General features: G+C 56.7%; 11 protein-coding genes and 1 pseudogene. 7 read left to right on the top strand and 5 right to left on the bottom strand.

Annotation, left to right across the window (positions count from 1 at the left end; translation table 11 throughout):
• Window positions 1–86 precede the first annotated feature (86 nt).
• The 3 genes from ACWAT4_RS43655 to ACWAT4_RS43645 all read left to right on the top strand — a co-directional run bounded on the left by ACWAT4_RS43655 (window position 87) and on the right by ACWAT4_RS43645 (window position 3,839).
• A complete protein-coding gene (locus tag ACWAT4_RS43655) occupies window positions 87–761 on the top strand; it encodes a GntR family transcriptional regulator (protein WP_128929839.1) in 675 nt (224 codons plus the stop codon).
• Between the two features lie 877 nt (window positions 762–1,638).
• Complete coding sequence (locus ACWAT4_RS43650; RefSeq protein ID WP_128929840.1) at window positions 1,639–2,256, top strand: cysteine hydrolase family protein; 618 nt, start codon at window positions 1,639–1,641, stop codon at window positions 2,254–2,256.
• A 269-nt stretch (window positions 2,257–2,525) separates the two neighbouring features.
• Window positions 2,526–3,839, top strand: coding sequence for a CapA family protein (locus ACWAT4_RS43645; protein ID WP_164934300.1), 1,314 nt, complete (start codon window positions 2,526–2,528; stop codon window positions 3,837–3,839).
• Between the two features lie 172 nt (window positions 3,840–4,011).
• Here ACWAT4_RS43645 and ACWAT4_RS43640 read toward each other — a convergent pair.
• From ACWAT4_RS43640 to ACWAT4_RS43620, 5 genes and pseudogenes are all read right to left on the bottom strand, one after another.
• Window positions 4,012–5,114 (bottom strand): IS3 family transposase gene (locus ACWAT4_RS43640; protein ID WP_128929842.1). Its coding sequence is split into 2 segments (ribosomal slippage): window positions 4,012–4,853 and window positions 4,853–5,114, totalling 1,104 coding nucleotides; the frame shifts between segments, so codons are not numbered across the junction.
• Window positions 5,115–5,360: 246 nt separating this feature from the next.
• Window positions 5,361–5,552: pseudogene (locus ACWAT4_RS43635) on the bottom strand (transposase domain-containing protein); the annotation flags it as partial.
• A gap of 42 nt (window positions 5,553–5,594) precedes the next feature.
• Window positions 5,595–6,245 (bottom strand): UPF0149 family protein, encoded by a 651-nt coding sequence (locus ACWAT4_RS43630; RefSeq protein WP_237867281.1) that lies wholly within the window; start codon window positions 6,243–6,245, stop codon window positions 5,595–5,597.
• Window positions 6,242–6,787 carry an IS66 family transposase gene (locus ACWAT4_RS43625; RefSeq protein WP_128955114.1) on the bottom strand — a complete coding sequence of 182 codons (546 nt, stop codon included), beginning with the start codon at window positions 6,785–6,787 and terminating at the stop codon, window positions 6,242–6,244. The genes ACWAT4_RS43630 and ACWAT4_RS43625 overlap by 4 nt, the downstream gene beginning before the upstream one ends.
• 2 nt (window positions 6,788–6,789) lie before the next feature.
• Window positions 6,790–7,290: an IS66 family transposase gene (locus ACWAT4_RS43620; RefSeq protein ID WP_128955115.1), complete on the bottom strand. Its 501-nt coding sequence runs from the start codon at window positions 7,288–7,290 to the stop codon at window positions 6,790–6,792.
• A gap of 633 nt (window positions 7,291–7,923) precedes the next feature.
• Here ACWAT4_RS43620 and ACWAT4_RS43615 point away from each other — a divergent pair.
• Genes ACWAT4_RS43615 through ACWAT4_RS43600 form a run of 4 tightly spaced genes read left to right on the top strand, consistent with a single transcriptional unit; the run spans window position 7,924 to window position 13,173 of the window.
• Entirely contained in the window at window positions 7,924–9,540 is a 1,617-nt protein-coding gene (locus ACWAT4_RS43615; RefSeq protein WP_164934301.1) for an ABC transporter substrate-binding protein, read from the top strand.
• On the top strand, window positions 9,537–10,514 hold the full coding sequence (locus ACWAT4_RS43610; protein WP_128955116.1) for an ABC transporter permease: 978 nt from the start codon (window positions 9,537–9,539) through the stop codon (window positions 10,512–10,514). Before ACWAT4_RS43615 ends, ACWAT4_RS43610 begins: the two co-directional genes overlap by 4 nt.
• Window positions 10,511–11,431 (top strand): ABC transporter permease, encoded by a 921-nt coding sequence (locus ACWAT4_RS43605; RefSeq protein WP_128929847.1) that lies wholly within the window; start codon window positions 10,511–10,513, stop codon window positions 11,429–11,431. Before ACWAT4_RS43610 ends, ACWAT4_RS43605 begins: the two co-directional genes overlap by 4 nt.
• On the top strand, window positions 11,431–13,173 hold the full coding sequence (locus tag ACWAT4_RS43600) for a dipeptide ABC transporter ATP-binding protein (protein ID WP_128929848.1): 1,743 nt from the start codon (window positions 11,431–11,433) through the stop codon (window positions 13,171–13,173). Before ACWAT4_RS43605 ends, ACWAT4_RS43600 begins: the two co-directional genes overlap by 1 nt.
• Window positions 13,174–13,178: the final 5 nt, after the last annotated feature.

The raw sequence follows: 13,178 nt of genomic DNA, 5'->3' as shown, positions 1-13,178 counted from the left end.
CCGCCTCTCGTCGCGATACAATTGCGAAACTTTTCGCTATCTACTCGCGGATCGTGGTATGAACTCCCATACCCGCGGGCAGGACCGTGCTCAAATTCAACCGAACTAGCGAAATCGCCAACTGGATCAAGACCGAAATTGATTCCGGTGCTTTGCAGCCAGGATCCAAGCTTGATGAAAAGCAACTCTCCGACAGGTTTAACGTTTCGAAGACCCCTGTCCGGGAAGCCCTGATACAGCTGGCATCGCGTGGCTTGGTAGATCTGAAGCAGCGGAGGGGTGCGACCGTCTCGGTTCTGAGTGCGGAGCAAATTGTCGCTATGTTCGAAGTTATGACGGAGCTTGAGGGAATGTCTGCAAGGCTGGCCGCGGCGCGAATGCCGACGGACCTACAGGCGCGCCTCCGCGACATACACTCTCGCAGCGAAAGCGCGCTTCACAATGCGCAGCTGTACGATGCAATTAATAAAGAGCTCCATGAAACTATCTACGAGGGTGCGCAAAACTCATATTTGGAACAGTCGATAAAAGAGACCCGCGCTCGCCTGCGTCTCTATCGTCGGTACCCATTCCAAAAACCAGGTCGCATTCAACAGTCCTATCAAGATCATTGCTCAATTGTGGCAGCGATCACCCGAGGAGATGCCATGGCGGCTGCTCAGGCTATGCACGATCATCTCACGACTGGCGGACGCGTTTTCGCAGATCTCGTGGCGGAAGCCGCTCGTTTTGCGAATACACCTGATAAGGCGGCGGGATAACCCCGCCCAATTGCCTCCACCTACTCGGCAACTCTTCTCGTCTTCTAACCCGCGTGGCGCGATATGGCGCGAGCAGCAATGTGGAGCACGAACTATCACCGGTCACATAAAACCTACTGATCAACTCAACCGACGAATTGATGATTTTCTCGCTTGCCGATGACACATCGATCGGATCGTATTACATCATCTGCTTCACCTTCCAGGCGCCATCCCTCGCAAATCCCACAAGGGCTGCAGGAATTCTTCAAGTCGGCAAGAAAATGCGACGCAAATCTCTGTACGATACTAGTATCCTAAGCGCATGGAATATATCGGAGACGACCTCGCGGGGACCGACAAATGACGCTCCAATCGAACAGTCACAACAGCCCGCAAGCGATTGGCGCTACTCCAGTACACGAGCATCTCTACCATTTCCATCGCCGCGATTTTCGTGCCGGGCGGCTCTTCTTGTTGGCCCGTAGGAAGCGGGCACGCACAGAGACGGGCCAACCGCCGATGTTGCTCGCCGTAGCGCCGGCGACACAAAGGCGGCAATCACCGCGGCTGAGCGCTCATTTCCGGTCCGCCGAATTCTTGCCTGCAAAAGCGCAGCAATTCTGAGGTCGTGGGCCGGACTAATGCGGAAGAGCTGGCGCTTCTGGTCGCGAGCGAACAGGGCCAGTTATGGATGAACCCGCGATAAGAAAACACTCTTGTGAACGAGCAACAGGCAGCCCGCTCTTGATCAAGGCTTTCCAACGAAACTTGGCTCATAGGCCGACCGAAGGTCGGTCTCAAGAAGCGCGAGTCGCCGTCACATGATAGGCCCAGGCCCGATGGAACGATCCTTGCTAGATTGATCGGAAGGGTAGATCAAACCCAGGAGCGATACATGAAGAATTATGACGGCCCCATTGACCCTCAAAAAACAGCATTGCTAGTTGTCGACCTGCAGAACCACGAGATTTCTGAGGAAGAACAGCGCAAATATCCGGAGTACGTGGACCGCGTGAAACATCAGATCGTGCCGAACGTCCAGCGGCTACTGCAAGCCGCGAGGTCGTGCGGCGTGGAAGTGATGTACACGGTAATCGAAAGCCTCACCAAGGATGGGCGCGATCGTTCGCTTTGCCACCGTAAGCTAGTCATCCCAAAGGGGTCATGGGGAGCTCAGGTAATTCCCGAGATAGCGCCTGGCGAAGACGACATCGTCTTACCAAAGACAGCTTCTGGGGTATTCAGTTCGACCATCCTGGAGCGGGTTCTTCGTAACATGGGCATTGAGGAGGTAATTGTTGTTGGCGTTTTAACGGATCAATGCATCGATATGGCGCTGCGCGACGGTGTAGATCGCAGCTTCCATATGATTTGCGTCACCGACTGCTGCGCCGCCTATACTGAAGAGAGACACAATTACTCTCTTCGTATGCAATATGGCGCTGTCCGGAAAGTGACGACGGAGGAGATTGTATCGGAACTCTCAGGCAAGTTATTCGCCCGAAACAGCTGAGATTTCCCTTCTTGAGATTCCCTCAGTAAGCCGAGCGGTTTGTTTTCTGTCTCTTTTCCGCTGAGCAAGAGATGCAAAACGAGATCCTAACGTCTTACCCCTGAGAGGGAATCTCGAAGAGCTGCGTTGAAGCGTATGACACGCGCGTCAACGTTAACACCTGTGGCGCTTGTGCATTGCGGAGACTTCGGATGCGAAAGAGCCTGGTTTGCGTGCTGCGCAGACTATAAACCGTAGATCAAAAGCCATGCGACGAGGAGATGCAAGCCGTGCCGCGTAAACTTCCCAACACGCCTGTTGATGTCTGGCGCACAACTCCGGAAACGTTGGACCTGGCGGAAAACGCCAAGCGATTTGGCTGGTGGGATTTTCCGCTCGAAAGCGCTGCAACAGATTCGGCAGAAATGGATGGAATTGACCGCGCGTACTGGTTCTATAAAAGCGCGCGCCCAATTACGAGAACATCACGGGATGTTTCTGATGCGTTGTTCTTGAACGACAAGTCTATTGTGGAATTACCGACTGCATTTCGAAAGCAGCAGACTGCGACTCTGAGTGCACTGGGGGATCTGATCCAGGCGCGCGGGCTAGAACACTCTAAGGATCTTTTGTTCGAGAGCATCGAAGCCGCTGTCTTCAATGCCGATATCTCTTTCGCGAATTATGAATCTGTGGTGGCAGACGATCATGTCGTGAGCGAGGCTATAGGCGACGGCCGCTCTTCGATGATGTGTTGCTCATCGGCCCAATATTCCGCATTAACAGAACACCAGGGTAGACGTTTCACGATTCTTAACCTCGCGAACAATCACTCATTGGACTTGGGCGTTCAGGGTCTTCGAACCACTCAAGAGCTCTGCAGAGCGAATGGGATCATTGAAATCGGCGCCCCTCGATGCGCCGAGGAGTACGGCCGGGGCACGGTTTTCACGAAGAGGGGCATCAGGTTCGGGTTCGTGTCGGTCACATTCGGTCTCAATGGGCGACCCCTACCCGACGGTGAACATTATTGTGTGCACGCGTCACCGCTCATGTCCAAACGTGTCGTGGCCGATCTTGAGCTACTCAAATCGCAAATAAGGAGCTGTAAACATCAGAATGCCGATGTCATCATCGCCTCAATCCATTGGGGCTTCGAATTCGAGTTTTTTCCAAGACGAAAGCAAATTGAGCTCGCTCATGCGCTTGTGGAGGAAGGCGCCGACATAATTTTGGGCCATCATCCTCACGTAGTTCAGCCGATCGAGTACTACCGCACTACACGTGATCCCAACCGAGTTGCGGTCATCGCTTACTCCTTGGGTAGCCTAACTTGGGACTGGTATACGGCTCCACATTTAATTTTGAGCTTGATGCTGAACTTTCAGTTCGCAAAAGGTGATACAAGTGCAGGAAGCCGTACTTACATCGAAAGTGTCACCGCTACTCCTTTGTTTAGAAATATCTTCTACAGGGGCGATAACAAAGTGATGCGCATTGAACAACTTAGAGACCACCTGGATGCGAAAAATGCCGACTTCGGTCACTTAGAACAAATGCAACAATACGTAGACTTGATTTCGGGCCGCGGAGCCCCGGTTTGACGAGCTCGCGACAGCCTCTCATCCAAATGCTCTCCGCCATCAGGTGCGACCGTGAATGTGTAAGCGGAGTGACCTGCCACTGAATGTTCATCCAGCGGCAGTTAGAGTCTCGGAGTTTTGTGCAGCGAGACCGAACTTTGGACCACCCGGAACTAGAGTTTTGCGCCTCTGATCACGTTGGCGGGCTGGTGTCGCCGACGTGATTTTGCAGCAAAATCGGCGGCCGATTGCCGATCGCCCCGTGGGGCCGTTCTTCGTTATAGTATCTTCGCCAAGTCTCCACCTTTTGCCGGGCATCCGCAAGGGACAGGAACCAATGGGTGTTGAGGCATTCGGCCCGGAAGCGGCCGTTGAAGGCTTCGATGAAGGCGTTGTCGGTCGGCTTGCCGGGTCGTGAGAAGTCCAGCGTGACGCCGCGCTGGTAGGCCCAGAGGTCAAGATCGCGCGACACGAACTCGCTGCCTTGATCGACCCGGATCGTCGCCGGGAGTCCCACTTCATTGCAAACCCTTTCCAGTACCTCCACGACATCGGTGCCGCGGAAGGTGAGCCGCGGCTCCAGTGCGGGCGAGAAGCGGGAGAAGATATCGACGATCGTGAGCACCCGGAGATTGCCGCCGGTGGCCAGCTGGTCATGAACGAAGTCCATCGCCCAGATCTCGTTGACCCGCGTCGCGGGCCGTCGGTCGTCGCGCAACTTGGCCTTGACCCGGCGCTTGGGCGATTTGTTGCGCAATTGCAGGCCCAATTCGCGATAGATGCGACGGGTCTTGTTCTGGCCGTGACGCCATCCCTCGCGGCGCAACAGCACATGGACGCGGCGATAGCCGTAGCGGATGCGAACATGGCAGATCTCCTTGATCCGAGCTTCGAGGGCCGCCTGGCCGGAGCGACGAGATTTGTAGTGATAGGTCGATCGATCGAACTCGAGGGCCTTACAAGCCTTGCGGATCGAGACCTGCCACTCCCCGCAAACCTCATCGACGAGCTTGCGCTTCCGACCAGGCTTCACAGCTTTCGGCGGATCACGTCCTGCAGCATCTCCTTGTCGAGCGATAGGTCCGCCACCAGCTTCTTCAGCTTGGCGTTCTCGTCCTCGAGCTGCTTCAACCGGCGCATCTCGGTCGGCAGCAGTCCGTCGTACTTTTTCTTCCAGTTGAAATAGGTCGCCTGGCTGATCCCGGATTTGCGGCAGATCTCCGCAACCGGGACCCCGTCGTTGCCCTGCTTCAGGATAAACGCCTTCTGGGCGTCCGAAAACTTCGAGGCCTTCATCGTCGTCCGCTCCTCCCAGCCGAGGGGATTCGGCAGCGCAAGACTCTAGCCAAAATTGGTCCAGTTTGCCGGCCTCAGGTCAGCGGTAGCTGAAGCGCCGCCGCTCGTTGGCGAAATCGCGCAATCGGCCACGCAGAATTGCGTCCGGCGGGCGGCTGGAGCGATAGCGGATCATCTGTAAGCGCGATTTTCTCCGCACGCCGGCGGTTTTGATGGACTGCCTTGAATCGGGCGATGCGGGGCCGTTCAGGCGGTGGCGGCTTTGTGGAAGTTGAAGGGCAGCAGGTCTGCAATATCGGCGTCGCCGGCGCGCTGAGGCGATTCGGTGAGGACGTGGCGCAACCACGCTAACGGCACGACACGTGAGGCGCGGCAGGTCAGCATCAGGCTATAGACGACGGCGCTGGCCTCGGCTCCGTCCACGGTATCACTGAACAACCGTAAGCGGTACGAGCAGACCACGGACCTGGCGTGGACGGCCTACGCGCGCCGCTGGAAGCGCATAGGCATCCAGAACTGCCGCAGGGCCTCAACGGCTATTGGAATGTCGCGCCAGGCGTTTTGAGCGACGGGCAGCGTTGCCAGCGTATGGCGGGCCGGGGGTAGCAAGGGTCGACCGGCGTCATCGATGCAATGGACCAGGATCGGCCGCAGCATAAGGTGTTCGGTTCCGTTCGGGGAGAGAAGCCGCGACCAGACGAGAAGCCGAAGCTTCATGACGGCGTGGAAGCCCATGCACCAGGGCTGCGGGTCGACGTCGCCGTCCGGCGATCGCAGGAACAGCGGCTCGAAGCTCTCCGGTCTCGTCGACAGCGTCTCGCTGATCGCGTTGTGGCGCATCAGCGTGGCAGCGATCGCCGAGAACTCCTCGGTGTCGTGATTGAAGGCGTCGGGATCTACGCCAAGGAGCGGGCACACCCATTCCTCGGAGGCCATCGAGACCGGCCCGGCGACGACAGCGGCCACTGCGCCGTCGAGCATGGAGAGCGACGTCGCCCGCGGATGCCGAAGCGTCGGCGACCTGGCGCGCTCGCTCATCCATTGCCCGAGCCGCTCGAATGACATGGCATAGTTCGCCATCGTCGTCTTGCGTGCTTTTCGCGTTCCCCGCCGTTGCTTCGGCTTCGTCATGCCACGGCTCGCTTTTCGGCTTCGCGTGCGGCCTTCCAGTTCCAGGCCAGAAGTTCGTGCAGCTGGTTGGCCTTCGCGGCGCCGCTCACCATGCGCTCGAGAACGTCGACGAGATAGGCCTCGGGGTCGAGGCCATTCAATTTGGCCGTGTTAAGAAGCGAAGAAAGTATCGACCAAGTCTCGCCTCCGCCTTCGTCACCACTGAACAACGAGTTCTTTTTTCCGATCGCAATCGGCCTGATTGATCGTTCGACCGTGTTGGTGTCCGCCTCGAGCCGCCCGTCGTCCAGGAATGCCGTCAGGCCCTGCCAGCGTTCGAGCATATAATCGATCGCCTTGATGAGCGTCGAGCGGCGGGAGATCCCGTCCTTCACCGCGATCAGTCGAGCCTTCAACGCCTCCATGAGCGGCTTCGTCTCGGCCTGTCGCGCCGCGCGGCGTTCCCCGGCGCCGAGACCGCGGATCCTCTCCTCGATCGCGTAGACGGCTGCGATGCGCTCGATGACCTCCGCGGCGAAGGGTGAGTTCGTCGTCTTGTGCACCCTCACGAAGTTGCGGCGCGCGTGAACGAGACAATACGCCAGCTGGATCTGCCCGGCACCTTCGCATCGCCCACCAGCGAGGCGTAGGCGGCATAGCCGTCGACTTGCAGCACGCCTTCGAAGCCGGCCAACTGCGCCACGATCTCCTTCTTGCCGCGACCGTCTGCGAACACGTAGGCGACCGCCGGCGGCGCCGGACCCTTCCACGCCCGATCGTCCGTCGCATGCGCCCAGAACTGGCAGATCCTCGTGCGGCCGCGTACCGGGTCGAGCACCGGCATCGGCGTCTCATCGCAGAACAACCGCTCAAAGCCGTGCATGGTCTTCAGTTGCAGGTCGTAGAGGCCCCTGACCAGCCACGCCGCGCTGCCCATCCAGCGCGCCAGCGTCTGACGATCGACGACAACACCTTGGCCCGCCAGGATCTGCGTCTGGCGGTAGAGCGTCGATTGCCAGGCATATTTGGCCGCGGCGATATGCGCGATCAGCGCCGTCGTCGCCATGCCGCCCTCGACGAGCCGCGCTGGTGCCGAGGCCTGGACGATCGGGCCCTCACAGGCGCGGCAGGCATATTTGGGAGGGATCGTGCGGAGTACACGCAACCACCCGGGAAACCGAACCGCAGAGTCGGAGATCGCCCCTTCATCCGGTAGGTGGCCGCTGAACAGCGCCTACGATTCACGTGACTAGTGCGCCAAACAGCTTGCTAAGACGTTCCCGTTCAGAAGCGGAAGCCGGCCGCGGACGGTATCCCCAAAGGGCCGGCCATCAGACACTCGCTTGCTCAAAGCTCGATCCCAAACCGGAAACTCACGCCAGACGTAAACCGGCTGTCGGCACATGATGAGATAATGTGATAAAAGGCCCGCAGTTCAGTGGGATCGGACGTTCCTAACCCAACGGTCACAGGACCTATAACGAGACCTAGACCAGGAGCAGGGAATATTCAGCCGACTGTCGCAATCCTGCGCAATCGCTGGGAATACGCGTAATTGCTGCAGAGGACGCCCTGAATTCGCAGCCCACGGCAGCCCTCGGCCGGCAAACTGCAGCAAAAAACGGCCGAAGCCTGTCCGATGTGATAGCCCACATCTAGCGGCGCAGTTTACCCTGCGATCAAGAGAGGAATGTCCCAAATGCCGAAATCCACTGCGCGCTGTTTCATTCACAGACCAGCCCGTCTCAAGCGGCGTTTTGCCGCCATAGCAAGCGTGGCGGCACTACTAATGACCGTCTCACCCGGGGGCGCGGAAACGCTGAAATGGGCTCGGAGCTTGGACGTTCAGACTCTAGACCCTCACGCCTATAATGAGAACGTGACCTTTGCGTTCAATCGGCAGATGTACGAAGGCCTTGTGGAGCGCTCCGACGACGGAAAGCTCATTGGAGTACTAGCGACCGAATGGCGGATGTTGCCTGATCACCCCGACGTTTGGGAGTTCAAGCTTCGCCGGAACGTTACGTTCCACGACGGCGCACCATTTAAGGCCGACGACGCCGCATTTTCAATCCAGCGAGCTATGGCACCAACCTCGAATGTGCGGACCTATCTGGCTGCCGCCGCGGTTGAGGAAGCCATCGCGAAGGACGACTACACCGTGCAGGTCAAGACAAAGGGACCCAGCCCTCTTCTGCCCGAAAACTTGGCAAGCATCTTCATAATGAATAGAGCATGGGCCGAGAAGAACGACTCCGTTGTTCCGCAGGATTTTAAAGGCGGGAAAGAAAACTATGCTGCTCGCCATGAGAACGGCACTGGCGCCTATCGCCTTGTAAGCCGAGAATCGGATCGCCGTTCGGAGTTGGAAGCTTACGATAAATACTGGGGTATCGGCCAGTTCCCAATCGATATCGATCGGATCATCTATACCCCTATCCAGTCGGCCGCGACGCGTGTATCCGCATTGATCAGCGGAGAAGTTAATTTTCTCCAAGACGTCCCCCCCCAAGACATTTCACGGTTGGAGCAGAATGAAAGCCTTCGGGTGGTTCGCGGCCCAGAGATTCGCACGGTTTTTTTAGGCGTCAATACAAGCGCGAACACACTTGCCAGCGGGGAAGCAAAGGGAAATCCTTTCGCCGACAAGCGGGTGCGCCACGCAATGAACATGTCCATTGATCGTCTAGCGATCAAGTCGGCAATCATGCGAGGGGAGTCGGTTCCGCTCGGTACAATCATTTCGCCGATCGCCGACGGCTATACGGAAGAATTGGGTAAGTTCCCAAAGCTCAATATTGACCAAGCCAAGCAGCTTATGGCCGAGGCAGGTTACCCCAACGGATTTTCGGTCACTCTAAACTGTCCAAATGACGGCATGGTGAACGACGAGCGCATCTGTCAGGCCGTGGTGGCAATGCTCGCCAAGATCGGTGTCACCGTGCATCTCGATGTCCAACCCAGCGCAGTCGTCTGGCCTCTAGTTCTCAATAGGAAGACCGACTTTTACCTGATGACGTGGGGCTCATACGATTCTCAATTAATCTTCGATAATCTCGTCCACTCTCGGGGCGCCTGGGCTGCAGCGAATTACAAAAACCCGGAGATTGATGCCAAAATTGAATTACTCCGGTCGGAAGCCGATCCTCAAAGACGTAAAACCATAATCGCCGAAATTTGGAAGACCGTTCAGGACGAGTGTTTCTATCTACCGATTCACGCGCAGGTGTTGGCGCGTGCAACGCAGAAGAAGATTCACGTTACGCCAAACGTTGGTAATCAGATCTCCGTGAAAACCATCAAGGTGGACAAGTGACAGGTTTCTTTCTGCGCAGATTGCTGTCCGTGTTGCCGGTGATGCTGATGACGGCGTTTCTGTCGTTCGCCGCCTTTCATTTTATCGGCGATCCGCTCCAGAATATGGTCGGACCGGAGGCGACCGCGCAGGACCGCGCGCGGCTAGCGGCGGAACTCGGGTTCGACCGCCCCTTTTACATCCAGTTCTTTCGTTTTATCAGTTCGGCACTCCATGGGGACTTCGGCATTTCCACTCGCGTTGGAAGGCCGGTGTTGGATTTGATCCTGGAGCGGCTGCCTGCGACTCTGGAACTAGCTATATTATCGTTTATATTTGCAATGATAGCGGGAGTCGCCCTTGGCGTCGTGACAGCATTGCGGCCGCGCTCCATATTATCGGGCTTCAGCTTGACGGTCTCGCTGATCGCAGTATCCCTGCCTAACTTCTTAATCGGCATCGGCCTCATCTACGTGTTCGCGGTCAAACTTGGCTGGTTGCCGTCCTTCGGACGGGGCGACACGGTGAAGATCGGCTGGTGGACCACCGGGTTACTGACTAAGACCGGCTGGCAGGCTATCATCCTTCCCGCGATTTCACTGGCCACCTATCAACTCACGCTGATCTTGCGTTTAGTCCGCACTGAAATGCTTGAGGTCATGCATTCCGATCATATCCGGTTCGCACGCGCGCGAGGGCTGCCAGACCGGCTCATCTATTTTTCTTACGCTTTGAAGAACACGATGATTCCGGTCGTCACGGTTGCAGGTTTGCAGTTGGGATCCATCATCGCATTCGCCGTCGTTACTGAGACAGTATTCCAATGGCCAGGCGTTGGGCTGCTCTTTATTAATTCCATTAGATTTTCCGACGTCCCAATCATGGCCGCATACCTTCTCATCGTGTCGATCATTTTCGTTACCATCAACATGGTCGTGGATTGCGTCTACTACCTTCTAGATCCTCGCCTGCGGACGGGAGGAGTAGTCAGATGACCATTCACAAGCTTTCCGCATTGTTTAACTCTGATATCGGGCACTCTTACATCCGTTCCCCCAGAGCAGTTCTGTCTACGCTCGCACTGCTAACTCTCATTGTCGCGGCCCTGGGAGCTCCTTTATGGGCACCACAGAACACTCTCGACGCCAGCACGTTCGATCTGCTTTCGTCAAATACACCGGCCTGGAGCATCAATGAGTTCACGAACCGCTTCTACGCTTTCGGCACAGACGATCAGGGACGTGACGTGCTTTCAGCGACCCTTTATGGAACACGGGTTTCACTCCTAGTGGGCCTTGCCTCTGTTTTGGTTTCAATGTCGATCGGCGTCAGCTTAGGCCTGATATCCGGTTATTTCGGGGGACACATTGACGCAGCGATCATGCGTATCGCAGACATCCAGTTGTCCATCCCCGCCATTTTTATTGCGCTCCTTATTTCCGGCTTAACGCGGTCGCTACTGCCACCGAGCGCGCGCGAAGCCCTTGCTGTCTACATGGTAATATTGGCGATTGGAATTTCCGGATGGGTCACATATGCCCGCACGGTGCGCGGCGCCGTGATGGGGGAGAAACAGCGAGAGTATGTGCAGGCAGCCCTAATGATAGGCCTTCCGACGGGCACAGTGCTGGTACGGCACATATTGCCAAACGTGCGTCGACCGATCCTCGTGATCGCGACAATCTCACTTGCGCTTTCAATTATTACCGAAGCCACGCTGTCCTACTTGGGCGCAGGTCTGCCCCCCACCCAACCATCTCTTGGAACATTGATCCGCAGTGGGCAAGACTTTCTTTTTGCTGGGCAGTGGTGGATCCTGCTGTTTCCTGCCGCCACCCTTCTTACACTCGCGCTGGCCATTAACGTCTTGGGCGACTGGTTCCGGGATGTAATCAACCCAAGGGGCATCTGATGACAACAACTGCCCAGCCTTGCGTTCTTTCCATTCGGGGACTTAGCGTCGACTTTCCTAGCCGGCATGGCGCCTTGCAAGCCGTATGCAACGTCAGCCTAGACATCGCGCCAGGCGAAATACTCGGCATCGTCGGCGAATCGGGCGCGGGCAAATCGACCGTTGGAGCTGCCATCACGGGCTTACTACAGGCTCCCGGCCATATTAGTGCGGGCGAAGTTCGGCTTTCCGGAGATATCATCGATGCGCGCGACGTTAAGGCGATGCGGGCGTTACGCGGCAAACGCGTCTCGACTATTTTCCAAGATCCACTGACCAGCTTAAATCCACTTTTCACAATTGAGAGACAACTGGTCGACACGATCCGAACTCATCTCGCCTTATCACGCAGCGACGCAAGGATCGAGGCGGTGCGTCAGTTGGAGGCGGTAGGGATTCCAGAGCCAGCCCGGCGCGTGAAGAACTGGCCACATGAATTCTCGGGTGGCATGCGACAGCGCGCAGTTATCGCGCTTGCTCTCTGCTCACAACCCGAACTCATTGTCGCGGACGAACCAACAACTGCGCTCGACGTGACCGTTCAGGCACAGATCTTGAAGCTAATCAAGAACTTGGCTCGTGAACGTCAAGTGGGTGTGATGCTCATCACCCACAACATGGGCGTGATTTCCCAGGTCACTGATCGCGTCGCGGTGATGAGGGCAGGCGAAATCGTCGAACTAAACGACACTGCGGCTGTTCTTGGAAATCCATGCCACGAGTACAGCCAAGCATTGATTTCGGTTGTGCCGCGCGGCGACATTAAGCTGCATCGCTTTCCCGTGTCTGGCGCCGCTCGAAATATCGATGCGGCCATGCAGTGGCTGCTGGAAAGAGACATGCCGCAAAGTTCAAGCCAGCCGGAGGCACTTGTAGAACTCCGGGGTGTGGAGCGCGTATATGGGGCGACAGGCATGTTCGGTGGTTCCGCTCGGCGAGCCTTTAAGGCCCTGCACGATGTGAACCTGAGTATCCGCCCCGGAGAAGTCATGGGCCTTGTTGGCGAATCCGGCTCTGGAAAAAGCACGATCGCAAGAGTCGTTGCTGGGCTTGCCCGCCCGAGCAGCGGCCAACTGATTTATGGCGGAAAAGATGTTTATGCAGCCAGCCTTGAAGATCGTCAAGATATTCGGCGTCAAACTCAAATGGTGTTTCAAGACCCGTACTCGTCTCTGAATCCACAGATGCGCGTGGGCGAGATTATCATGGAGCCAATGATTCACTTTGGACTAGTAAAGGATAAGCGAGAGGCCGAACCGATAATGTTAGAGCTGCTGAAGGCCGTTGGTCTGGAGCCCACCGTCGCCCGCCGTTATCCGCACGCCTTCTCAGGCGGTCAGCGACAACGTATTTCAATCGCACGAACCTTGGCAAGTCGCCCGCGGTTCCTCATCTGCGATGAACCTACCTCGGCACTCGATGTCTCGATCCAGGCGCAGATCCTAAATCTTCTGAAAGACCTTCAAGAGAATCTATCGCTGACGATGTTATTTATCAGTCACGATCTCCCTGTCGTGCGTCAGATTTGCGACAGAGTTACAGTACTACAGAATGGGCAAATTTGCGAAAGCAGCGAGACGGAACAGTTGTTCAAAGCGCCGAAGCACTCTTACACAGCATCGCTCTTGTCCATGATACCGAAGATGCAGACCCCAGAGTGGATCGTCAAGCCGTCTGAGATCCCATCACAGTCCATCTGCTAGCCCCG

The organism is Bradyrhizobium sp. T-1, from assembly GCF_053592855.1.
The sequence above is the reverse complement of the archived record's forward strand: the minus strand, read 5'-3'. Positions and strand labels throughout refer to the sequence as shown.